Annotated in this window: 27 protein-coding genes and 1 tRNA gene; 8 read left to right on the top strand and 20 right to left on the bottom strand. The window is 57.7% G+C overall.

All coding sequences use genetic code 11. The features are described from left to right. Positions 1-135 precede the first annotated feature (135 nt). Complete coding sequence (locus tag ACR0DE_RS09075; protein ID WP_170565844.1) at positions 136-1,947, bottom strand: ABCB family ABC transporter ATP-binding protein/permease; 1,812 nt, start codon at positions 1,945-1,947, stop codon at positions 136-138. 59 nt (positions 1,948-2,006) lie between these two features. After that, positions 2,007-3,347: a LysM peptidoglycan-binding domain-containing protein gene (locus tag ACR0DE_RS09070; protein WP_480752762.1), complete on the bottom strand. Its 1,341-nt coding sequence runs from the start codon at positions 3,345-3,347 to the stop codon at positions 2,007-2,009. A gap of 126 nt (positions 3,348-3,473) precedes the next feature. On the opposite strand from ACR0DE_RS09070, the gene ACR0DE_RS09065 reads away from it, so the two are divergent. Next, entirely contained in the window at positions 3,474-4,025 is a 552-nt protein-coding gene (locus ACR0DE_RS09065; RefSeq protein WP_480752759.1) for an LOG family protein, read from the top strand. A gap of 48 nt (positions 4,026-4,073) precedes the next feature. Here the strand turns inward: ACR0DE_RS09065 and ACR0DE_RS09060 are convergent, their stop codons facing one another. Beyond that, a complete protein-coding gene (locus tag ACR0DE_RS09060) occupies positions 4,074-4,526 on the bottom strand; it encodes a baeRF12 domain-containing protein (RefSeq protein WP_170396355.1) in 453 nt (150 codons plus the stop codon). Positions 4,527-4,810: 284 nt separating this feature from the next. Further along, on the bottom strand, positions 4,811-5,410 hold the full coding sequence (locus ACR0DE_RS09055) for a superoxide dismutase (RefSeq protein ID WP_113789565.1): 600 nt from the start codon (positions 5,408-5,410) through the stop codon (positions 4,811-4,813). A 101-nt stretch (positions 5,411-5,511) separates the two neighbouring features. Here ACR0DE_RS09055 and ACR0DE_RS09050 point away from each other — a divergent pair, with 101 nt between their 5' ends. Then, positions 5,512-6,279, top strand: a complete 768-nt coding sequence (locus ACR0DE_RS09050; protein ID WP_480752755.1) for an FkbM family methyltransferase — start codon at positions 5,512-5,514, stop codon at positions 6,277-6,279. A gap of 109 nt (positions 6,280-6,388) precedes the next feature. On the opposite strand, the gene ACR0DE_RS09045 is transcribed toward ACR0DE_RS09050, so the two are convergent. The 4 genes from ACR0DE_RS09045 to ACR0DE_RS09030 all read right to left on the bottom strand — a co-directional run bounded on the left by ACR0DE_RS09045 (position 6,389) and on the right by ACR0DE_RS09030 (position 11,668). Then, complete coding sequence (locus ACR0DE_RS09045) at positions 6,389-6,955, bottom strand: sarcosine oxidase subunit gamma family protein (protein WP_170422292.1); 567 nt, start codon at positions 6,953-6,955, stop codon at positions 6,389-6,391. Then, positions 6,948-9,962, bottom strand: a complete 3,015-nt coding sequence (locus tag ACR0DE_RS09040) for a sarcosine oxidase subunit alpha family protein (protein ID WP_170597954.1) — start codon at positions 9,960-9,962, stop codon at positions 6,948-6,950. The genes ACR0DE_RS09045 and ACR0DE_RS09040 overlap by 8 nt, the downstream gene beginning before the upstream one ends. Positions 9,963-10,005: 43 nt before the next feature. Further along, positions 10,006-10,335, bottom strand: a complete 330-nt coding sequence (locus tag ACR0DE_RS09035; RefSeq protein WP_170396347.1) for a sarcosine oxidase subunit delta — start codon at positions 10,333-10,335, stop codon at positions 10,006-10,008. An 88-nt stretch (positions 10,336-10,423) separates the two neighbouring features. Further along, entirely contained in the window at positions 10,424-11,668 is a 1,245-nt protein-coding gene (locus tag ACR0DE_RS09030) for a sarcosine oxidase subunit beta family protein (protein ID WP_170422297.1), read from the bottom strand. Between the two features lie 178 nt (positions 11,669-11,846). Here ACR0DE_RS09030 and ccmI point away from each other — a divergent pair, with 178 nt between their 5' ends. From ccmI to ACR0DE_RS09015, 3 genes are read left to right on the top strand one after another with little or no spacing between them, the layout of a single operon-like run. Further along, positions 11,847-13,067 carry a c-type cytochrome biogenesis protein CcmI gene (ccmI, locus tag ACR0DE_RS09025; protein ID WP_480752751.1) on the top strand — a complete coding sequence of 407 codons (1,221 nt, stop codon included), beginning with the start codon at positions 11,847-11,849 and terminating at the stop codon, positions 13,065-13,067. Next, a complete protein-coding gene (gene ruvX, locus ACR0DE_RS09020; RefSeq protein WP_170403288.1) occupies positions 13,064-13,528 on the top strand; it encodes a Holliday junction resolvase RuvX in 465 nt (154 codons plus the stop codon). The genes ccmI and ruvX overlap by 4 nt, the downstream gene beginning before the upstream one ends. A 17-nt stretch (positions 13,529-13,545) precedes the next feature. Next, entirely contained in the window at positions 13,546-13,779 is a 234-nt protein-coding gene (locus ACR0DE_RS09015) for a DUF1289 domain-containing protein (protein WP_480752749.1), read from the top strand. Between the two features lie 9 nt (positions 13,780-13,788). Here ACR0DE_RS09015 and ACR0DE_RS09010 read toward each other — a convergent pair whose 3' ends face one another. The 7 genes from ACR0DE_RS09010 to ACR0DE_RS08980 form a co-directional block, all read right to left on the bottom strand. Beyond that, positions 13,789-13,989, bottom strand: coding sequence for a hypothetical protein (locus ACR0DE_RS09010; protein ID WP_223117863.1), 201 nt, complete (start codon positions 13,987-13,989; stop codon positions 13,789-13,791). 280 nt (positions 13,990-14,269) lie between these two features. Beyond that, complete coding sequence (locus tag ACR0DE_RS09005) at positions 14,270-14,998, bottom strand: SpoIIAA family protein (protein WP_480752745.1); 729 nt, start codon at positions 14,996-14,998, stop codon at positions 14,270-14,272. Positions 14,999-15,034: 36 nt separating this feature from the next. After that, positions 15,035-15,820, bottom strand: a complete 786-nt coding sequence (locus ACR0DE_RS09000; protein WP_480752743.1) for a hypothetical protein — start codon at positions 15,818-15,820, stop codon at positions 15,035-15,037. Continuing rightward, the gene (locus tag ACR0DE_RS08995; protein ID WP_170565820.1) at positions 15,814-16,638 is read right to left on the bottom strand and encodes a sulfite exporter TauE/SafE family protein; all 825 of its coding nucleotides are present in this window, start codon (positions 16,636-16,638) and stop codon (positions 15,814-15,816) included. Before ACR0DE_RS08995 ends, ACR0DE_RS09000 begins: the two co-directional genes overlap by 7 nt. 28 nt (positions 16,639-16,666) lie before the next feature. After that, positions 16,667-17,686 (bottom strand): tRNA dihydrouridine(20/20a) synthase DusA, encoded by a 1,020-nt coding sequence (gene dusA / locus ACR0DE_RS08990; RefSeq protein WP_480752740.1) that lies wholly within the window; start codon positions 17,684-17,686, stop codon positions 16,667-16,669. A 92-nt stretch (positions 17,687-17,778) separates the two neighbouring features. Next, a tRNA-His gene (locus tag ACR0DE_RS08985) sits at positions 17,779-17,855 on the bottom strand. A 47-nt stretch (positions 17,856-17,902) separates the two neighbouring features. Further along, on the bottom strand, positions 17,903-18,385 hold the full coding sequence (locus ACR0DE_RS08980; RefSeq protein WP_480570329.1) for an N-acetyltransferase family protein: 483 nt from the start codon (positions 18,383-18,385) through the stop codon (positions 17,903-17,905). Positions 18,386-18,463: 78 nt separating this feature from the next. Here ACR0DE_RS08980 and ACR0DE_RS08975 point away from each other — a divergent pair, with 78 nt between their 5' ends. Continuing rightward, positions 18,464-18,652: a DUF6324 family protein gene (locus ACR0DE_RS08975; RefSeq protein ID WP_170396325.1), complete on the top strand. Its 189-nt coding sequence runs from the start codon at positions 18,464-18,466 to the stop codon at positions 18,650-18,652. On the opposite strand, the gene ACR0DE_RS08970 is transcribed toward ACR0DE_RS08975, so the two are convergent. Next, complete coding sequence (locus tag ACR0DE_RS08970) at positions 18,649-19,080, bottom strand: MmcB family DNA repair protein (RefSeq protein WP_480752738.1); 432 nt, start codon at positions 19,078-19,080, stop codon at positions 18,649-18,651. The two genes, ACR0DE_RS08975 and ACR0DE_RS08970, sit on opposite strands and share 4 nt — an antisense overlap. A gap of 105 nt (positions 19,081-19,185) precedes the next feature. On the opposite strand from ACR0DE_RS08970, the gene ACR0DE_RS08965 reads away from it, so the two are divergent. Both ACR0DE_RS08965 and ACR0DE_RS08960 read left to right on the top strand, forming a co-directional pair. After that, entirely contained in the window at positions 19,186-19,506 is a 321-nt protein-coding gene (locus tag ACR0DE_RS08965) for a metalloregulator ArsR/SmtB family transcription factor (RefSeq protein WP_170396321.1), read from the top strand. Beyond that, entirely contained in the window at positions 19,503-19,928 is a 426-nt protein-coding gene (locus tag ACR0DE_RS08960; RefSeq protein WP_170396319.1) for an SRPBCC family protein, read from the top strand. Before ACR0DE_RS08965 ends, ACR0DE_RS08960 begins: the two co-directional genes overlap by 4 nt. 215 nt (positions 19,929-20,143) lie before the next feature. On the opposite strand, the gene ACR0DE_RS08955 is transcribed toward ACR0DE_RS08960, so the two are convergent. The 4 genes from ACR0DE_RS08955 to ribB are packed head-to-tail and all read right to left on the bottom strand — an operon-like array spanning position 20,144 to position 22,663. Beyond that, positions 20,144-20,449, bottom strand: a complete 306-nt coding sequence (locus tag ACR0DE_RS08955) for a hypothetical protein (protein WP_170403312.1) — start codon at positions 20,447-20,449, stop codon at positions 20,144-20,146. Positions 20,450-20,508: 59 nt separating this feature from the next. Continuing rightward, on the bottom strand, positions 20,509-20,991 hold the full coding sequence (gene nusB / locus ACR0DE_RS08950; RefSeq protein ID WP_480752733.1) for a transcription antitermination factor NusB: 483 nt from the start codon (positions 20,989-20,991) through the stop codon (positions 20,509-20,511). Continuing rightward, entirely contained in the window at positions 20,988-21,539 is a 552-nt protein-coding gene (locus ACR0DE_RS08945) for a 6,7-dimethyl-8-ribityllumazine synthase (RefSeq protein ID WP_170396313.1), read from the bottom strand. Before ACR0DE_RS08945 ends, nusB begins: the two co-directional genes overlap by 4 nt. A 2-nt stretch (positions 21,540-21,541) precedes the next feature. Further along, a complete protein-coding gene (ribB, locus tag ACR0DE_RS08940) occupies positions 21,542-22,663 on the bottom strand; it encodes a 3,4-dihydroxy-2-butanone-4-phosphate synthase (RefSeq protein WP_480752731.1) in 1,122 nt (373 codons plus the stop codon). Positions 22,664-22,795 lie beyond the last annotated feature (132 nt).

Genomic DNA, 22,795 nt, shown 5'->3' with positions numbered 1-22,795 from the left:
AAGTTTTTCCTTGTCTGTATTTCGGTCTGCAAAGTGTCGCGGCGGCGGGTCCGCGTCAAATGGAAACCGTACCACAGCAGTCGATTTTCTTTTCGAACCGATCCGCACAATCATAGGCAATCAAGGCTGTCGGGCCTAGGCCGCTTCGCTGTCGGCCTGTTGACGGTTCCATAGCTGGGCATATCGCCCTTCGCGGCTGAGCAGCTCATCATGCGTTCCCTGCTCGATGATCTCACCACGTTCCAGAACGACGATCCGATCGGCCTCGGCAATGGTGCTAAGGCGGTGTGCGATGGTGATCACCGTCCGCCCCTCACCCGCTCGGGCCAAAGCATCTTTGATGTCCTGCTCGGTATCCGTATCCAAGGCTGACGTCGCTTCGTCCAACAACAGGATCGGCGGGTTTTTTAGCAAGGTTCGGGCGATGCCGACGCGTTGCTTTTCACCGCCTGATAGTTTCAGGCCGCGTTCGCCGACCTTGGTATCGTATCCTTCTGGCAGGCTGACGATGAAATCATGAATCTGCGCGGATTTGGCGGCGGTCTCTACATCCTGCTGGGTCGCGCCTTCGCGCCCATAAGCGATATTGTATCGAATCGTGTCATTGAACAGGACCGTATCCTGCGGAACGACACCGATCGAGGCATGCAGGCTTGACTGGCTAACATCGCGCACATCCTGCCCGTCGATTTTCAGCGACCCGCCGGTGACATCGTAGAACCGAAACAGGAGCCGCCCGATTGTGGATTTCCCAGACCCGGTGGCGCCGACAATCGCAACGGTCTGACCGGCTGGTACGGCCAAGGAAACGCCCTTGAGGATTTCGCGATCAGGCTCGTATCCAAAGCGGACATCTTCAAGCGTGACCTCCCCACCATTTACCTTCAGGTTCGGGGCGCAGGGTTTGTCCATCACTTCTGCTGGCTGTTCCAACAGATCAAACATCTGCCCCATATCCACCAGTGACTGACGAATTTCGCGGTACACCGTGCCAAGAAAATTCAGCGGTACGGTTATCTGGATCATATAAGCATTAACCATCACGAAATCGCCGACGGTCAGCGCCCCCTTCTGCACGCCCATTGCAGCCAGAACCATCACGCCAATCAGGCCACATGTGATCAGGAACGACTGACCAAAATTCAGGAATGCCAGCGAATAGGCCGTCTTCAGCGCGGCCTTCGCGTAACCTTTCATCGAAACATCATACCGTTCGGCTTCGCGGGTTTCGGCATTGAAATACTTGACTGTTTCGAAGTTCAGCAGGCTGTCGATGGCGCGCTGGTTGGCCTCGGTATCCTGATCGTTCATCTCGCGCCGCAGCTTCACGCGCCACTCGGTCACCGCAAAGGTGAACCATATGTAAAGCGCAATCGTCACCGCAACGACGACCAGATACCAGACGTCGAATAACCATAGCAGGATGATCGACACCAGAAGCAATTCCAGGATCAGCGGCCCGATTGAAAACAGCAGAAACCGCAACAGAAACTCTACGCCTTTCACGCCCCGCTCGATTATCCGGCTGAGACCACCCGTGCGCCGGGTCACGTGATAGCGCATCGAGAGCTGGTGAATGTGCTGGAACGTCTCAAGCGCCAGCGCGCGCAGCGCGCGTTGCCCAACCGGCGCAAAGAACGCATCCCGCAATTGCTGGAAGCCAACAGTCATCATGCGGGCCACACCATAGGCAACGGTCAATCCGATTGCACCCAACGCAAGCGGCGGTACACCTTCGCCCGCCAAACCATCCACGGCACCTTTGTACAGGATGGGAGTATACACAGCGATCAACTTGGCCAGCACCAGCATCGCCATCGCCAAAATGACACGCCGTTTCACCCATGGCTCGTCCTCGGGCCAAAGATAGGGCGAAACCTTGCGGATGGTTCGCCAGCCCGAACGATGCTCGTCCGTGTCGGTTTTGATCGCGGATGGTTGTCTCATCACGTACCTTAACTGCGGTCAGAGAAAAGCCCTGGCCCGGGTTGGGCCAGTGGTCATGTTTATTCAGGAATGGTGAAAATCTGCCCTGGATAGATCAGGTCAGGATCACGGATCGAATCTTTGTTAGCCTCGAAAAGTTTGACATACAGCACACCGTCACCAAACCGGTCGCGCGAGATCGCCCAAAGCGTATCACCCTTTTGAACCGTGACCGAGCGGATCGCCGGAGCGTCGGTTGAGGCCTCACCCGGATTGGTGGTTTCGGTCGCGCGCAGGACCTCGACGGGTTCGCGTTTGAATGGCGTTTCAAGCCTGCTGACCACAGTGCCATCAGGGGCAACCTCATCCACCCTCAGAGTGTACACTCCGGGGTCAATGCCCTCGACCTCGCCGCGCCATTGCCCGTCAGTCGCTGGCGCAATGTCGGCCACAAGCTGGTTGTCCAGATACAAGCGTACGGCCGATCCATCCTGTGCCCGCCCGGTCAATTCCACATCACCCGCGTCCGAATAGCCAATCGTGTCCAGGGCAATCTGCTCTGGCGGCGTATCCTGAACAGTGGGTGCTTGCAAAAGTTCAACCCCTTCTTCGCCCGAGCGCAGGATCGCAACCTGCTGGTCAGGCGCGTCGCCTGATTCCGGCTGAGTTTCAGTCGCGGGCGCGGTCTCATTCACAGGTGGCGTTGCGGCACCTGCAACTTCTGGTTCATTCTCTTCGGTTTCAACTTGGTTGGCTGCTTGCTGATCGGTTGTTTCCGTATCCGTCGTCTGTGCCTCGGCAACCTCTTCGACCGGCTCATCGGCAGCGGGCTCCGACACGGCCGGTGGGGCCGGTTCGGGCAGCGCCGCGATCAGATAATCATCTGAACGGCTGGTGTCTTCGCCTCTCCGGGTCTCAAGAAAAAGCCCGCGAGCGTCGTCTGCAAACGGGATCGATACAAACTCGGCGAACTGGCCGCTGTCATCGACGGTGAAGCTGTGAACAGTCTCACCGTCCAGCAGAACACTGACCTCGGACCCCGGTTCGGCATTGCCGGACAGTACCGCGTTTCCATCGGACTCAACGAATATCTGATCCAGAACCGGCGCGGCCAAAACCGGAACATCCGCTTCTTCGCTATCCGGAGTTTGATCGGAAATCTCGGGCGGTGTGTCTTCAGCAACAGATTCGCCGGCTTCCGCCGCCTGGCTTTCGGGCTGCGCCTCCGCTGGCTGGGTTTCCGGCTCAGCGACCTCCACAATCGGCTCGGATGTTTCGGTTGCTTCCTGCTCAGCCTGCTGTTCCGGCTCGCCGAACAGACCGGACAGGTACAACCCGCCCGCAACGAGCACCACAACGATCCCGGCAACCAGCCCCCATATGAAGGTACCAGAACCTCCGCTTCCCGATTTGGCGTTCATTCTTTTCCTTTCACTCCGCCCGGGAAATGCCCAGTTTGGCGCGCATTTCATGGAGCGGTTGAGCCAACCTATCAATCCCGCTATCAGGGGTCAAAACCCCTAACACAAGAGCAGAGAGCCCTACCTATGTCCCAGAAATCCGTCTGTGTGTATTGCGGGTCACGCAATGGTGTGAATCCTGCCTACTCCGCCGCTGCCCACAGCTTTGGAACCTTGTTGGCCAACGAAGGCTGGCGGCTGGTCTACGGGGCCGGAGATGTGGGTCTTATGGGCGAGGTCGCGCGGGCGGCACAATCGTCCGGCGGCGATACATTTGGGGTGATCCCGGTGCACTTGCTTCAGCGCGAGGTCGGCAAGACCGACCTTACCCGGTTCATCGTGACCGAGACGATGCACGAGCGTAAAAAAGTGATGATCATGAACGCGGATGCCGTAGTTGTCCTGCCCGGCGGCCCCGGATCATTGGACGAACTTTTCGAAGCACTGACATGGCGGCAACTGGGGCTTCATGATAAACCCATTCTGGTGATGAATGTTGACGGGTACTGGGACACGCTGCACACGCTGCTGAATCAACTGATCGGTCAGGGGTTTGCAGATGATTCTCTGGCAGAATTCATCACCTGGGTCGACACACCGGATGCGACCATGTCCGCGCTTCGCAAATTACTGAACTAAATAAACTGGCAATCGGGCGGCGCAAACCGCCCGATTGTCGGCATTCGTTTATGCAGGTTTTGCCAATCGGGTCTTCAGTATCCGTTCGACCTTGTGCAACGGGTGGTTTGTGAGTGTTTTGTCAACCTCGGCCACCACCTTTGCCAGCACTTCACTGTGCAGCCGACGGCGCAACAGGCCCAGAACATGCGGACTGGCAACCAATACCAATCGTTTATAGGCCCCTTTCAGCCCCTTGCGATTCAGAAGGTTCGCCACATCCTGAACGAACAGAGATTTTGCGTGGGACTTCCATGTCTCCTCTTCAACTGCAGATTTCTGGTTCGGTCCCGTATCGGGTCGCCGCCCGGCCCTGTCACTTGGCTTTGTCGGTGCTGCGTCCTGTTCTTCGACCGACACGACGACCAAGTTGGGGTCCTGTGCGTCCGTGATATTCTCCATCACCAGCGCTTTTTCCCCATCGGCGATGATAACCCATGTTCCCTGTTCAAGTGCAGCCATTCGTGATCTCCTGTATCGCTTAGGTTGGCCTTCGCCTGTCCCTTAGACACACCTGTTTAACGATGCGGCGTTGGTGTTTCGCTCGCATTTTGATAGGTTTTTGGTTGATTGGCGGTTCTCTCCCTCCGCCTACTTTACGTAGGTGCTGAAAGGCCGTGCACAATAGGTGGGATAATGAAAGTTGACGTACCGGCAGGTTTTTACCGGCCACCCATCAATTCATAACAAAAAGCCCGCCAGCATCACTGCCAGCGGGCCATTCATTAAGTTCTACCAAGTGGAAATCACATCCGCGAGGCTACGTTTTCCCAGTTCACCAGGTTGTCGAGGAAGTTCGACAGGTAAGCCGGACGCTTGTTTCGGAAATCGATGTAATAGGAATGCTCCCACACATCACAGCCCAGCAGTGCGGTCTGACCGAAGCACAGCGGGTTCACGCCGTTTTCAGTTTTCGTCACTGCCAACGAACCGTCGGCATTCTTGACCAGCCACGCCCAGCCGGAACCAAACTGACCGGCACCGGCAGCGCTGAACTGCGACTTGAATTCGTCAACCGAACCAAAGCTCTCGGTCAGAGCCTTCTCCAGCTCACCGGGCATCGCGTTGCCACCGGGGCCCATCATCTCCCAGAACTGGTTGTGGTTCCACAGCTGGCTGATGTTGTTGAAGATACCGTTCTGCGCGACGGCATTTGCGTCGTATGTGCCAACGATGATCTCTTCCAGTGACTTGCCGTCCCACTCGGTGCCGGCGATCAGCTTGTTGCCGTTGTCGACATAGGCCTTGTGGTGCAGGTCATGGTGATATTCCAGCGTTTCCGCGGACATACCCTTGGCTGCCAGCGCGTCATGTGCATAAGGAAGATCAGGAAGTTCAAAAGCCATCTCGGCCCCCTGTTGAAAATGAATGTTGCGGTTCCAAAGGTTAAATGCTTTGACAGCCGCCGCAGGTCAAGGGCCGCAACACAAAAACCCGGAGGTCCGCGATGCTGACACAGGCGCGCAAAATGTTCTATCGCGCCCGCGGATACTATGCGGGCAACTTGAACGGTGAACCCTTTCGCCTGGACCCCTACCACTCGAAATTCTGGCGCAAGGTATCAGCCGGGGAGTGGGAACCTGAGACATTTTCGGTGCTGGACCACTATCTGTCGCCCGAAAAGGACTATCTTGATATCGGTGCATGGATCGGCCCCACGGTCCTCTATGCCGCGCGCCGCGCTCGCCATGTGTGGTGTTTTGAGCCTGACCCAGTGGCTTACCGCCATTTGGTCTGGAACCTAGAGCTGAACGACATCCGAAACGTATCAGCCTTCAGCATCGCCTTGTCAGATGGGTTTGGAGTGACACGAATGGCTTCAGCGCACGGAGAGGCAGGCGATTCAACGTCATCATTGCTCCACGAAGGAAGCCATGGCACTGACGCACTTACCATCGGTTGGGATCAATTTTCTGAATCCGTCGACCTGACTAATGTCTCTTTGGTCAAAATGGATATCGAAGGCGCCGAATTTTCGGTCCTGCCTTCTATGCTGCCTTGGTTAGAAAAAGATAACCCTGCGCTGTTTCTCTCAACGCACACACCTTATCTGAGCGCAGACAACCGCAGCGCGGCCATGAAAAAACTATCAGAAGACCTGGCTTTCTATAGCCATTGCCACGACCCACACACAGGCGAAACCGGCAAGTCAGCCCTCACGGGCAAGCGTGCACTCACTCAATTCCCGACATTCCTGTTCAGCGCGAACCCCTGACACCCGAACCAGAGATCCGGCCTTCATCTCGACAGAAATACCTTGGGAGTGAGGCCGCAGGCCGAGGGGGCAAAGCCCCCTCACCCACATATCATCAGGCGATCAGGGCTTAATAAACCCCGACCTCGCTGCCGGGCTGCGCCGCAACCTTCAGCAATTTGAACGCATAGTCCGCCGCAGAGCGGAAGCAGACGATGCGGAAAGTCTCAGCGTCGTCCATCCAGAAGGCACCTGCCACCTGCGCCAAACGCGAACGGCGGATCTGGCCGGGTTGGAATGCCTCGGCCGACAGCTCAACCGGAGCCAGCTTGCCCAATACCTCGCGCGCGTTCGCGCCCGAAACGCGGAATACGGCCCGCGCGTCGGAGACGTTGACCGCCAGTGCGTGCGTACCACTTAGCGCGTTGGTCATCGCGGCCAGTTTGGCCTCGACCTCGGCATAAGGCACAAGCACCAGCAATTCGTCGGTGGACATCCAGCAAACACCGGTGTCGCCATTCACAAACGCTTCACGCTGACCGGGCACTTTCTGCCCGGTGGCGTCTTTGACAGCCTTAGCCAGTACCTTATCCGACAGATCACCGCGCAGTGTGATCATGCCCTGTAGGCCGCATTCCTCGATCTTGGCGATGCCATCATATGAGGCGTGGTTCAGTGCGCTGATGGGTTCAGACATTCTGCTTCTCCCCGTCCTTGTCATAGAAGATCGGGTCCACGATCTTGGCCTTGTAGGTTTTGCCGTCAGTGCCCGGGAACTCGACCACTTCGCCCATCCGGTCGGGGCCGTGTTTGATCAGGCCCATGGCGATGCCTTTGCCCAGATTGGCCGAGTAGTAGGTCGAAGTTACGCGCCCGATCATGTTGCGCTGACCGTTCGCATTCACGCCTTCACCAACCGCATATGCTCCGTCGGGCAGAACCGATCCATCCACAGTCTCAAGACCAACCAGTTTCCAGCGCTCAGGATCGGCCATATGGGTCCGCGAATGGGCGCGTTTTCCGAGGTAATCCTCTTTCTTTTTGGACAGCGCCCAGTGCAGCCCCAGATCCTGCGGGATCACGGTGCCGTCGGTCTCATCGCCGATCATGATAAAGCCCTTCTCGGCTCGCAGAATATGCAGACATTCGGTGCCGTATGGCATCACTCCGAACTCCTGCCCTGCCTCGATCAGAGCGTCCCAGAACGCCTGACCTTGGCTTGCAGGGACCGCGATCTCATAGGACAGCTCACCCGAGAACGAGATACGGTAGGCCCGCGCGTCGAACGCGCCGATCTTGCCATCGCGCCATTCCATGAAGGGCAGCGCCTCTTTCGACAGATCCATGCCGCCCAGCTTCTCAAGTACCTTGCGGGCGTTCGGACCTACCACGGCGACCTGCGCATATTGCTCGGTGACGTTCGCGACGTAGACTTTCCAGTCCCACCACTCGGTCTGCAGCCATTCTTCCATGTGGCCATGGATACGCTCGGCCCCGCCGGTGGTGGTGTGGCACAGCCACGTGTCCTCATCGATGCGGGCAACAACGCCGTCGTCGATCAGGAAGCCATTCTCGGAACACATCAGGCCATAGCGGCATTTGCCGACCTTCAGCGTGGACATCATGTTGGTGTACATCATGTCCAGGAACTTGCCTGCGTCGGGGCCTTTGACGATCAGCTTGCCGAGTGTCGAAGCGTCCAACAGCCCGAGGTTTTCGCGGGTGTTTTTCACCTCTCGGTTCACCGCGTCATGCACGGATTCACCGGGACGGACATAGGCATAGGTTCGACGCCAATGGCCGACCGGCTCCCAATCGGCTCCGTTCTTATCGTGCCAGTTGTGCATCGGCGTTTGACGGATCGGCTGGAACACCTCACCACGCGCTTCACCACCAATCGAAGCCATCGAGATTGGAGTATATGGCGGGCGGAAGGTGGTGGTGCCGACCTTCGGGATCTCTGAATCCAGTGCATCAGCAAGGATTGCCAGGCCGTTGATATTACTCAACTTACCCTGATCCGTTGCCATGCCCAGCGTGGTGTAACGCTTGGTATGCTCGACACTTTCATAGCCCTCGCGCGCAGCCAGTTGCACGTCCGAGACCTTGACGTCGTTCTGGAAGTCCAGCCACGATTTCATGCGCAGATCAATCTCGGCATTAGAAGGCATGAGCCAGACAGCGGCCATTGGGGCCTCGGCCGTAGTCTCACCAACTGGCGCTTTGGTGCGCTTCGCGGAGAACCCGACCGCCTTCGCTGCCGCTTTGCCGGCAGTATCTGCATCCTTCAGGACATCCCCCAGGGCCAGCGGGCCGTTCGAAGCCCCTGCCGCCAGAACAAAACCTTCACCGTCTGCCCCCAGCGGAGGACGTGAAGGATCGGGGCGGAAATGCGCGTTCGCCTCGTCCCAGATCAGCTTACCGCCGCAATGCGACCACATATGCACGACCGGAGACCAGCCACCTGACATGGCAATCGCATCGCATTCGACCTCTTCCCGGGCGCCTCCGATCCCCTCTTGATTGCAGATCGCAACTTTCTTGACCCGCTTGCCGCCTTTGACCTTTGCGATCGCCTTGCCCGGATCGACGCGGATACCCAGCTGACGCGCCTCTTCGGCCAGAGGTCCGGCGGTGTCGCGCGCATCAACCACGCGCAGGACATCGACACCGGCCTGTTTCAAGGTAATTGCAGTCCGGTAGGCGTCATCATTGTTTGTGGCGACAATCACACGCTCGCCCGGCGTCACGCCCCAGTTGACCACATAGTCGCGCATGGCAGAGGCCAGCATGACACCAGGCACATCATTGCCTGCGAATGACAGCGGACGCTCAATCGCACCGGTCGCGGTCACGACCTGTTTCGCACGAATGCGCCACAGGCGGTGACGCGGCCCCTGAACACCCGGCTTGTGGTCTGTCAGTCGCTCATAACCCAGTACATAACCGTGGTCATAGACCCCCGCACCCATGCAGCGATTGCGCATGGTGACGTTGTCCATTGTTTCGAGATCGGAAACCAATTGTTCCACGAACTTATCCACAGGCTCGCCATTGATGGTTCCGCCATCAACCGGAGCGCGACCACCCCAGTGCGCAGTCTGCTCGATCAGCATCACCTTGGCACCGGTTTGGGCTGCCACCTTGGCGGCCTGCAAACCCGCGACACCTCCGCCAATCACCAAGACATCGGTGAAGGCGTAAAAGTGCTCGTATGTGTCCGCGTCACGGTTGTCCTTGTCGGGCGCTTTGCCCAAACCCGCCGACTGGCGAATAAACGGCTCGTAAACATGTTTCCAGAACGGTTTCGGATGGATGAACATCTTGTAATAGAAACCGGCGGGCAGAAACCGCGACAGATGCGTATTGATCGCGCCGATGTCGAACTCGAGGTTCGGCCAGTGGTTCTGTGATGCGGATGTCAGACCATTGAACAGCTCTGTCGTGGTGGCGCGCTGGTTCGGCTCAAACCGGTTGCCCTCACCCAGACCGACCAGAGCGTTTGGCTCTTCCGCGCCACTAGCGACCACGCCGCGCGGGCGGTGATACTTGAACGACCGGCCCATCATCATCTGATCATTGGCCAGCAAGGCAGACGCGAGCGTATCGCCCTCGTAGCCCTGCATCGAGGTGCCGTTGAAGGTGAAGTTGACCTTTTTCGACCGATCAATCAAACGGCCATGTTTTGCGAGACGGGTGCTCATGATGCGGACCTTTCGCAGGCGGTATTTCGGATGGCTGTACGGATCATTTGTACTCTCTCCACGTCCAGCCGGGACGCTTGGCGGTGATGGCATCCTTGATCTCTTGCGGCGGCTCGGTTGTCTGCGCCGGATAGGTGCCAAAGACCTCAAGCGTGTTCGTACAGCGCGCGGCGTGGAACCACTTGCCGCACCCATTGGCATGGCGCCAGCGTTCGAAATGAACGCCCTTGGGGTTTTCGCGCATGAACAGGTAGTCGTGGAACTCATCATCTGACGAGCCCGGGCCATAACGCTTCAAATGCGCCTCGCCACCCGCAGCCAGTTCAGTTTCTTCGGCTTCGACGCCGCAATAGGGGCATTTCAAGATCAGCATGTGATCATCCTCTTGGCAGCAGGCGAGACGTATCTGCCTGCAAATTCTGCGTGACGGGCGTGCGAGATTTTTCGACGAAAAATCTTCATCAGTGCGCCACCCCGGCCGCGACGCTTTCGTCGATGAAGCGGCCTTCTTTGAAACGATCCAGCGAGAAGGCTTCGGTCAGTGGTGAATGCCCCGTGGCCATCAGCTGTGCCATGCCCCAGCCCGATCCCGGAATGGCCTTGAAGCCGCCGGTGCCCCAGCCTGCGTTGATAAAGCAGCCATTAAGCGGTGTTTTCGACAGGATGGGTGAACGGTCGCCGGTCATATCCACAATACCGCCCCACTGGCGCAGCATTTTCAGGCGCGAGATCATCGGGAAAGTTTCGACCAATGCGCGTACCGTTTCCTCGATATGATGGAAGCTGCCGCGCTGGGTATAGTTGTTGAACCCGTCCGTGCCACCACCAATCACCATCTCGCCCTTGTCGGACTGAGACATGTAGCCGTGTACGGTGTTCGCCATCACAACGACATCCATGCAGGGTTTGATCGGCTCGGATACCAGCGCCTGCAGCGCGACGGCTTCCAGTGGCAGTCGGAAACCCGCCATCTCAGCCAACTGGCCGGAATGCCCCGCAACCACGATCCCCAGCTTGTCACAATCGATGGCCCCTTTTGTGGTATCGACCCCGACAACACGACCGTTTTCGGACCGGACGCCGGTGACTTCGCATTTCTGGATGATGTCCATACCCATGGCCGAGCACGCGCGGGCATAGCCCCATGCCACCGCATCATGGCGCGCGGTCCCACCACGTTCCTGCCAAAGCCCGCCCAGAACCGGATAGCGCGGACCTTCCAGATTAATGATCGGCACCAGTTCTTTCACACGCTCGGGCCCAATCCATTCGGTCTGAACACCCTGCAGCGCATTCGCATGCGCAGTACGCTGATAGCCGCGAATCTCGTGCTGGGTCTGCGCCAGCATGATTACGCCACGCGGGCTGAACATGATGTTATAGTTCAGCTCCTGGCTCAGATCTTCGTAGAGACCGCGCGCCTTTTCGTAAATCGCCGCTGACGGATCCTGCAGATAGTTCGATCGGATGATGGTCGTGTTCCGACCGGTGTTGCCACCGCCCAACCAGCCTTTTTCTATTACGGCGACGTTCTGGATGCCGTAGTTCTTGCCAAGATAGTAGGCTGTTGCCAAACCGTGACCGCCGGCCCCGACGATAATGACGTCATAGCGCTTCTTAGGCTCCGGCGAACGCCATGCGCGCTCCCATCCGGTGTGATAGCGCAGCGCTTCGCGCGCTACAGCAAAGGCTGAGTAGTGTTTCATGTGCGAATCCGTCCGGTCTTCGATGATTGGGCGCAGGTATGCCGTGCCCGTACATTTTAACCCTGCCGCGCAACGCCGCAATAATGCACTATTGCGACATGAGCGCCCTTCGCGGCTATTTGTCCCTTTTTTCCATGCGCCGACAGGTCTAAGTCAGGGCAACCATTTTGGAGGGACCATGCCGTTCTGGGTTCTCATCTTTTTGATCGCGCTGCTGATCGCGATTTTCCTGGGTTACACGATGCTGCGCGGTCGTCGCGGCACCGGCCCGACAGCTGCTTATGATCTGCGAGTCTATCGTGAACAGCTAGCAAGCGTCGACAAAGACTTGGCGCGCGGCGTGATCGCGAAAGCTGATGCTGAGCGTGTACGCACGGAAATCTCGCGCCGTATCCTGGCCGCAGACGCGCAGATGCGCAATGAAGACAAAGGCACCGGGCCATCACGCGTGGTTACCATAATTGCGTTCCTCGCCATGGCCGCCGTTCTGGTTGGTGGCGGGTTGGCGATGTATCGTCAGTTGGGTGCTGCCGGTTTCCCTGACATGCCCCTTTCAGTTCGTCTGGAAATGGCAGAAGACCTGCGCGAAAATCGACCCAGCCAGGCTGAGGCCGAGGGCATTGCCACACCGCTCCAGACGCCTCCGCTGGACGAAAGCTATGCAACTTTGCTGAACCGGCTGCGCGAAACTGTGGCCGAACGCCCCGATGATCTGCAAGGCCATACCCTGCTGGCACAGCATGAAACCAACGCGGGGAACTTCAAAGCAGGGTATGAGGCACAAACCCGTGTGATCGAACTGTCGGGTGACAATGCCTCGGCTCAGGCCTATTCGGATCAGGCAGAGATGATGATTTTGGCCGCTGGCGGCTACGTCTCACCGGAAGCGGAAGCCGCCTTGCGACAGGCGCTTGAGCGCAATCAGCGCTTGGGTCCTGCCCGGTATTATTGGGGGCAGATGCTGGCACAGACCGGGCGGCCTGATATGGCTTATCGCGTTTGGGTCGAAACCCTGAATGACGCCCCGGCCAGCGCGCCATGGGCGAATGCCATCCGGTCACAGATCGATGAATTGGCATTCCGCGCAGGCGTGTTCAACACACCCGACTTTTCTGCTGCATCCGGCCCCAGCCAAGACGATGTAAATGCCGCTGCCGAGATGTCGCCAGAAGAACGACAAGAAATGATCCGCGGTATGGTCGATGGCCTTTCGGACCGCCTTGCGACCGAGGGCGGGACACCCGAGGAGTGGGCACGCCTGATTGCCGCCTTGGGCGTGCTGGGCGAAGGCCAACGCGCCATCAAAATCAGGAACGAAGCCAAGGAAGTATTTGCGGGTAACGCCGAAGCGTTGGAGATGATCGACGCTGCCGCGCTGCAAGCCGGAATCGCTCAATGATCCACGACGCGTTCGAAGACTTCGCAGCATCCCTGCCCCCAATGTCAGCCCTGATGGGGCTGGATCTGGGAGAAAAGACCATCGGCGTTTCCGTCTCGGACCGGATGCGCGGCGTGGCCACCCCGCTTGAGACGGTACGACGCAAGAAATTCACACTGGATTCCGCGCGTTTGATCGAGATTGTGACCGAGCGTGAGATCGGCGGCATTATCCTCGGACTGCCGCGCAACATGGATGGCAGCGAAGGGCCGCGCTGCCAGTCAACCCGCGCCTTCGCACGAAACATGACCCGTTTGACCGATCTGCCCATCGGTTTCTGGGACGAACGACTAAGCACCGTTGCGGCAGAAAAAGCACTGCTTGAGGCGGATACGACACGAAAACGTCGCGGACAGGTTATTGATCACGTCGCAGCAGGTTATATTCTGCAAGGCGCGCTGGACAGACTGCGCTTTCTTTGACGGATCGGAAAACGCCCATGACGAATATGGTTTGGAAACGGGACGAGCTCGAAAGCCCTTGCATCCAAATCTGCGTCGTTCATCCGACCGAACGTATCTGCACCGGCTGCTACCGCACCATTGACGAGATCACGCGCTGGTCAAAGATGGACAGCACCGAACGGGCCGAAATCATGCAGGATCTGCCGGAACGCAAACCCCGTCTGGCAAAGCGCCGTGGTGGCCGTGCCGCCCGGCTGCAAGGGTCCTGATCCGCAAGCCTAGTATTTTGGCGACCGCGTAGGCTTAAGATCACTCAGAGATTCGTGATCCCGCAACTCAGAACCGAACAGTTCAACCAGCTCGTTCTGGGTTGTCGTCTTTGCAGGTCGCGGGCGCAACTCAACTTCCAACTCGTGGCTTTCAGCCTGTTCGGGAGTGTCCTTCGAAAGAATGCGCTTTAGTACTGAGCGAAAAATCATTGCTCTTCCAATATGTAATAAACGACGCGCCACTGCGGGACCGTTCCGAACACCGAGGGGGAAGAGTCCGGAAGCTGTGTTTGAGTGAGTGGTGGCCCACAGCGACGCGAAACAGCTTGTTGCCTCTCCCTCTAAATCCGGGACAGGTAAGGACTTTTTAAGTTATTTGACCAACCAGTCAATAATAGCGCTAACTTAAAGTTGCATTCCGTAACGTCAACGCAAAAAAGAACAATGCCTATGATTACAAGGCATTGTTTCTGAACCATTTTTAGAGCATTTAGCCAGTCGCAAGCCAGGTTTTTGCATTCTCGTATTCCTCAGCCGGGAAATACTGGGTCCGCGTTCCCAGAACATGGCTGGCCATGCGTTGCGCCATTTTTTGCCATGTCTTGTCACCGACAATCGCTGCACGATCCAGCATCCCAATATGACCAGCCGCCAGTCTGAAATGGGCTGCCATTGCAGTCAGACCCTGCCAACCATCGAACTCGCGCAGATCGATCAACAGGCGAAACCCGTCACGTTCGCGCAACAGCGCATCAAGATCGGTTTGAGCCTGACCGTATTCCTGTGAATCCAGTTTGCCCATCAGGCTGATCTGCACGCAAGGTCCGCCCAGATCCGTCACGTGGATCGCCCCGAGAGATTCGCGCATCCAGCGACGCGCTTCCTCCACCTCATCCATTCCAAAAACGTGCACCGGGCAAGGCAGGATCGGGGCAGCCAGGCGGACGCTTGTTTGCACCCATCCCTGGTCCGCCACAACGCCAATCCGGTCGAATCCGCGCCAATGGCTGAGCCCCAACTTGGTATCAGACCATGCGGCGCCCAGATCGTATCCTTTGAACTCGGACCCAACGATCGCCAGCAGTCGTATGGCGTCGTGCTCTTCCAATGCGACCTCAATAGCGGGAACAAGCGTGCTCGCGTAATCTGCGCTAGTGACCTCGCCCGAAAGCTCGACCTCAATAAGGGCACCATCTGCATTCGTGTGAACCGTAATCATCGAACCAACTCTCCAAAGCCAAACAATGGCAGGAGGTTACGGGGATTCGAGCCATTGCGCTACACCACCAGGCAACTGAGGGCGGAAATAGGCGATCATCCGTCCATCCGGTCCAGCGCTGGCATTCGGACCCCATGGTGCAACACCATGCAGACAGTGGCGGTGCAACAGATAGGCTTCGCCTGGGCGTGCTGGTAGTTCGAGACGCGGACAGGTCTCGAATACTTCGCGGCGCGCAGCCTGATAGACATCTGTGATATCGGCCTCGCCCAATTCATGCCGCGGCACCTTCTTCATCGCGGCCCGAAAAGCATCGCCGAGGATTTTGTGGCTTCCCTCCCACAGCACCATTGGTGCTGCGTCCACACTGGCCTCGGTAAGTGGGATACCCAATATCCAGGCATGAGGTTCATCCACCCGCCGTCGTCGATCAGGGCCAGTTGGCTTCAGCCCGTCCACATGCGCCGCATCCCGACGCGCTCGATACCGCGCCGCCGCCTCGCTTTCGCCACGTCGGGGACGCGGATATCCCGGATAGATCACCGAGACCTGCCCTTTGTGCAGATCGATCGATCCAAACTGCTGATGTGCCAGTTCGATGGCCGCGCCCGCCAGTGCAGGCGAACCCGCCACCCTGCCCTGCGCATCATTGTCCAGTGCATCAACGCCAATGAACCACGTGCCATCGCAATCGTGCCAAGCTGCATGAGCTGGATCGCTGACGGACGCACGCGCAGTGGGAAGAGCGTGCGCCGCCCAATCCGCCAACGCTCCATCATAAGGAAACTTTACCCAACCTAGCTCGTAAAACGACGCTACCACCCCAACGCCTTTCTCAGCATATTCAGAGCAACCAGGGTAAGGAATACCGCGAAGACCCGCCTGAGCGGCTTCGGATCCATCGCATGCGCCAGCTTAACGCCCCACGGGGCGGTGATCATAGTCATCGCAACGACGATACCGAAAGCCACCAGATTGACCGCGCCAATGGTCAGCGGCGGGCGATGCTCCGGAGCGATGTTGAGAAATAAAAAACCCAGCACCGACGGTACAGCGATGATCACGCCAAAGCCCGCTGCGGTCGCAACCGCCCGGTGGATCGGAGTGTTATAAAGGCTCATGAGCGGAACACCGAAACTGCCCCCGCCAATTCCCATCAGTACCGACAGAAACCCGACCGAAGGCGAAAGCGCGGCGCGGCGCAATCCCTTGGGCATCGCATCCCCCAACCGCCACTCGGATTTACCCAATCCAAGATAGATGCCGATAACCATACCAAGAATGCCGAACAGCGCCTGCAAAAACTCTGTCCTCAGAGCTGAAGCCACCAGAACACCGATCACCGCACCTACCGCTATGCCTGGCCCCCAGCCGCGCAGGATGCCCCAATCCACCGCGCCTTTCTTGTTATGGCTCAGAACCGACCGGATCGACGTTACAATGATCGTCGCCAGCGAAGTTGCGAGGCATAGCTGCATCAGCTGAGGACCGCCATATCCAAGTGTCTGAAACGCATAGAAAAACGCAGGCACCAGAACGATTCCACCGCCAACGCCCAAAAGTCCAGCCAATACCCCGGCCAAAGCACCGATCACAAGCAAAAGGCCCAGCATCTGGGCCAGCAACATCGTCTCGGGCATCATTCCCCCATAGCGGCTCGAAGCCGTCTTAGCCTACCTGTTCCACCTGCGATAGCGCAGCAACAGAGTCCAGAGCCTGCAGGATCACTTCTGGGCCGGCATTCTCGCGCACAGCACCTTCGGAGAGCATCCGCCGCCATCCCCGCGCACCGGGACGCCCCGCGAACAGGCCCAGCATATGCCGCGTGATCTGGTGCAATCGACCACCGTCGACAAGATGCGCCTCGACATAGGGCAGCATATTTTGCACCACTTCAATGGGATCCGCGACGCTGCCCGTTCCAAAGATCAACGGGTCCGCAGCCGCCAAAATATCTGTCGGTTGGTGATAGGCGGCACGACCGATCATGACACCATCAAGCCCATCCTCCAGATGCTGTTGCGCCTGAGCAAGCGACGTAATGCCACCATTGATCGAGATGTGCATGTCCGAAAAATCAGCCTTCATCCGGTGCACAAGACCATAGTCCAACGGTGGAATATCCCTGTTTTCTTTGGGGCTTAACCCCTGCAACCAAGCTTTGCGCGCATGGATCGTCACCCGCTGACAACCGGCCTTGCGAATCTGGTCGAGGAAAGCAGGTAGCACTTCTGAAGGTTCCTGTTCGTCAACACCGATACGGCATTTCACCGTGACTTCGAGCTTCACCGCCTCGCGCATCGCCGCAACGCATTCCGCGACCTTTTCTGGTGCGCGCATCAATACCGCACCGAATGTCCCTGATTGCACACGGTCAGACGGACACCCACAATTCAAGTTGATCTCGTCATATCCGGCTTCCGCGCCCAGCTTGGCCGCCTGCGCCAATTCCTGCGGGTCAGAACCCCCTAGCTGCAACGCAACCGGGTGCTCCTGAGGATTAAAGTCCAGCAGATGCAGTGCGCCGCCGCGCACCAAAGCAGGCGCTGTGACCATTTCAGTATAAAGCAAGGTCTCAGAACTCAGCAAACGATGCAGAAACCGGCAATTCTTGTCGGTCCAATCCATCATCGGTGCAACAGACAGTCTGGCACTTCTACGGATGTCTACAGGTTTCTTATCCGGCATATCTTGCTCATGTCATCGGAACGCAGCTTTCGCCAAGTACCGGGTATACAGAAAGACCTGCAACCGGCAAACCGTTCTTGGGTTTTGGGAGATGGTACCGCCTCCCTGGCTTGAACAGGGGACCTCTGGATCCACAATCCAGCGCTCTAACCAACTGAGCTAAGGCGGCACTTGTGAGGGGCGATTTAGCGAAGGCGTACGGGGATTGCAAGGGGATTAAAGCTGAATTCGCCAGCTTTGTTCGACCAGATCGACACCGAAGGAATGCACCGGCTTGCTGTCGACAAGCTCCCACCCAAACGCACGATACAGCCCGCAAGCGGCGGCGTGACTCTCATGGGTCCACAGCACCATCTGGCGATATCCTGCGTCGCGGGCGAAACCCATGCAGGCGGTCAGTAGCCGCTTGCCCAGCCCCTGTCCACGAGCCTCGGGCAGCAGCAGAAACAACCGCAGCTTGGCGGTTTGATCATCCAGCCTGACACAGAAAATACTACCCAAACGATCCCCGTCGCACTCGGCGATCCAGCCTTGTTCGCAAGTTGGATCATGATCCGCGATGAATCCCGTCAGAATGCGGGCAACCAGCGGGCCGAAACTGTCATCAAACCCCTCGTCGCGGGAATAGAGCACGTCATGCTGTTCTACCAGCCACGGCGCATCCTCGGCGCGGAAAGGTCTGAGCGTTGCCGTCTCCATGCCCTATCTGAACCCATAGTCGGCTTGATTCTCAACCCATCGCGCGTTAGCACCAAAGCGCATTTCCCGGAGGCGAACATGAGCATCAATACCGAACGCGATATCGAAGCGAACCTGCAGATCGGCCCCACCGATCATGGTATGGTGCGGCTGTTCATTGAAGGTGCCGGTATTGAGATTCCAATGGATTTCGACCCCGAAGAGGCCGAAGAAATCGCCGAGGAAATCCGCGCCGCAGCCCAAGCCGCGCGCGCCATCAAAAGCTAAACCCTGGGGTCGCGCAAAGCCTGCAACCGACGTGCAGAATCCATCGCGAATTTCTGAACCATCTTTTTGCGCCGCGCCGGGGCTAGCTTGCTTTCTGGCCCCATACGGATGATTTCGGCATCATAGGCATCAGCGATGATCAAGCCTGTTTCCGCAGGCAGAAGCTCGGTCGGGAAATCCGTATCAACCGCCCAAAAGAATCGGTCACACCAGTCAAGATAGCCCTGCCATTTGGAATCCGACTGATAATCGGCGCGGCTGGATTTACACTCGACCACCCATATCTCACCCTTGGGGCCCAGCCCCATCACATCGACACGCAACCCTCGGGTGGGGACAAATTCTTCAATCGAAACATAGCCGTGGGTCAACAAGTGACGCGAAACACCACGGGCCAGCTTCTGTCCAGGCTGCATAGTTAGTGTCATTCCGAGAATGTGAACAATTCATGAACAAAAATCAAGCAGCTTGACATAGTACCATTTGGTATCGCAATAATATGAAACCAAATGGTATCCAATAAGAGGTGCCCGATGAATACACAGACCCAAAACGCATTTCGCGCTCTGGCGGACCCGACCCGCCGCGACATCGTTCAGATGCTGGCAGCGCAGGATATGACGATCGCTCAACTAACCGAACGTTTCGACATGACTCGCGCGGCCGTCAAAAAGCATCTGACCGTTTTGTCCGACGGAGGATTGATCACCGTCGAAGCTCGTGGACGCGAACGCATCAATCGCCTTGAACCCAAAGGAATGGCTCCGGTTCTGGACTGGCTCAGCTACTTCGACCGGTTCTGGGATGATCGCCTCGCAAATCTGAAGAAAGCTATCGAAGGGAATAAGAAATGACAGACGCAGTTTTGCAGAAAACAATCTTTCTCCGCGCTACACCAGAAATCGTTTGGGACTATTTGACTGATCCCGACCGGTTGGCCGAGTGGTTTCACAAACCCGAACGTCCCCTGGCCGCTGGACAAAAGCTTGAGATGTTCGGGACGACCAGTGGCGACCTTCTGATTTGGGGTGAAGTGCGTGAAGCGAGACGTCCAGAGTATCTTGAATATACATTCACCATAAAACCGATGGGCGGCGCCGAAAGTGTGGTCAAGTGGACGCTGGAACCCGTCGCCGGCGGTACGCGCCTTGGACTGCTGCACGAGGGCTTACCTCAAGGGGCTGACGCCTTTGGCCTGATCCTTTCGCTGGATGACGGATGGGATGAACATTTCGGCAAGATGCGCACCGCTTTGCACGAAACTGTTGATGCATAACCCCTTGTGCGAACCTGCTTCAGGCCCTACTTAGGCCCGTGGCGGGTTCTGCCCTTCTTGTGACAGGTAGCATTCTGGTGGCCTTAAGCAATTCCGAGGGGGCTGGCTCTGTTCAGGTCCTGGCCTGATTACCTGGCGCCCACCTGTACATACAGGTCCTCGGGAATCAAACCGCACGGTTGACTGGTGGTCCCGCCACATATTTACCTAATAAATCAGCGCCCTGCGCGCACTTCCTGTTTGATCGGCGCAGGCTTCAAACCATGAGCAATCGGTGTTCCACCACGTGGTTTGTTCGGCTTCTCAGCCATGCTCATGATCGCATAGGCGAACTGCACACCCGCAAAGACGATCCCGTTCATGAACCAGATCATGGCCAACGCGATCAGACCAATTTCCGAACTGGTGATCAGATGCCGTAGATTGGCCACGTTGAGCGCCAGCAGCACCCCGACAAAGACGGCCGAGATCACAAAGCCCCAGATGACTTGCGTAATGTAGAGACGGACCAGTTTGGGCATGGCGAACCTCCTTGCGCTGTGATGGTGAGTCTAGCGCATGCAGGGTCGCGGTAAAGGCGTCAGAACGCCTCGGGCTGGGCCTCGCGCGCCATGTGATCCAGCACAGCGTTCACGAATTTGGGCTCTTTGCCTTCCGGGAAGAACGCACGTGCGACATCGACGAATTCGGTGATCACGACCTTTGGCGGCGTGTCGCTCTGGGTCAACTCAGCCCCGGCCGCGCGAAACACAGCGCGCAGGGTCGGATCGATGCGCGCAATGGGCCATTTGGCGACCAATGCACGATCGGTCATCTGGTCGATGGTGGCCTGATAGTTCACGGCGTCATCCACCAACTTACGGAAGACACTGATATCGCCATCCAGCATCTCATCCCCCTCGTAGACCGCGCCAAACCGATGATCCAGAAACTCATTCACAACCTGTTCAGTCGTCTGGCCCGACTGCTCCATCTGGAACAGCGCCTGTACGGCATAAAGCCGGGCGGCGGATCTCATAAGGCGTTTCTGGTTGGCCGGTTTCGGCGCGTCTGTCTGGGTCATGCTGTCGTGGGTCCGTTGCTGTCGCCCGCCACAAGGATGGACTCGGACGGTGGCTTGAAGCCCACGCCCTTTTTGGAAGAGCCCCACTTACGGCTGAGCGCGATCAGATGCAAGGCCGCAGCCGCCGCTCCACCGCCTTTATTCATCTTTTCGGGGTTTGCTCGTACCTCGGCCTGTTCGTCGTTTTCGACAGTCAGGATGCCATTGCCGATCAGCAGGCCCTGCAGGCCCATCAACTGGATTGCACGGCTAGAGTCGTTGCAGACGGTTTCATAATGCGTCGTCTCGCCCCGAATGACACAGCCCAACGCGACATAGCCGTCGTAGTTGCACTGACGGTCGGCCATGGCGATTGTGGTCGGGATTTCCAGCGCACCGGGCACTTCGACCACGTCGCAGGTTCCGCCTGCGGCCTCGATCTCGGCCTTGGCACCAGCGACCATGTTGTCAGCGATGGCACGGTAGAACGGAGCCACCACCAGCAGCAGTTTCACCGGCTTGTCGAAGCTGGGAGTCGGCAGAATGCCATGTTTGTCTTTTTCAGCCATTATCAGTCTTCCTTGAGGATCGAGCGGGTGCCGACGATTGACAGTCCAAACGCGTCGAGCCCCAGATACACGGTTTCAGGCGAGTCTGTCAGCAGCACCAGTTCCTGAATACCCATCTTGGACAGGATCTGCGCACCCAGACCGGTTTGCTTGATCGTGCGCGGGCCTTCGTCGTCTGCGGCATAAAGCGAATTTCGCGGCTGACGGAAAAGGCAAACGACGCCGCGCCTCTCTTCGGCGATCTTTTCCATCGCGCGGGGCAGCTCTCGTGACGATTTCGGGCCGAGACCCAGAATATCGGGCGCTTCATGCAGGGCGTGGGTCCGCGTCAGGACTGGTTCGGGTGTAGTGATGTCGCCCTTGATCATGACAACGTGTTCGATACCGTGGGTCTGATCGGTGAAAATCCGCATCTCCCACGCGCCACCATATTCTGATGTCACCATCTCGCGCGAAGTTTCCACAACCAGATTGTCGTTGCGTGAGCGATAGGTGATCAGATCACTGATCGTGCCGATCTTCATGTCATGCTCTTTGGCGAAGGCGACCAGATCAGGCAGGCGCGCCATTGTGCCATCGGGCTTCATGATCTCGCAGATCACGCCCGAGGGGTTCAGCCCGGCCAGACGCGAGATATCAACGGCGGCCTCGGTGTGCCCCGCCCGCACCAGTACCCCGCCCCTTTTGGCGCGCAGCGGGAAGATATGGCCAGGTGTCGCGATATGCGCCATTGTGTTCTGTTCATTGATTGCCGTCGCCACGGTCAGCGCGCGATCAGCGGCGGAAATTCCGGTCGACACCCCTTCGCGCGCCTCGATTGACACGGTGAAGGCTGTCTCATGACGCGACGAGTTGTTCACCGCCATCATCGGCAGGCCCAGACTATCGATCCGTTCCGCCGTCATCGGCAGGCAGACCAACCCGCGCCCATGGGTCGCCATGAAATTGATCGCCTCCGCGTCAGCGAACTCGGCCGCGATCACCAGATCACCCTCGTTCTCGCGGTCCTCGTGATCCACAAGAATGTACATCCGGCCCTTACGGGCCTCTTCGATGATTTCCTCGATCGGACTGATCGCCTCGCGCAATTGGGCCTCTACCGGTCCGGGGGTTTCAAAACTCATAGGGCAGCCTTTCGCACAACGGGTTTGAATGGCGGGATAGACCAGAGTGAACACAAAGACCAGCCTGTAAGCACTGCGAGATAGATTGATATGCCCAGCGCTATAGGGCCAGCGATGAAATCTGGTGCCAAC

This window comes from Ruegeria sp. C10 (assembly GCF_056537805.1).
This window is presented reverse-complemented; position numbering and strand designations above follow the sequence as displayed.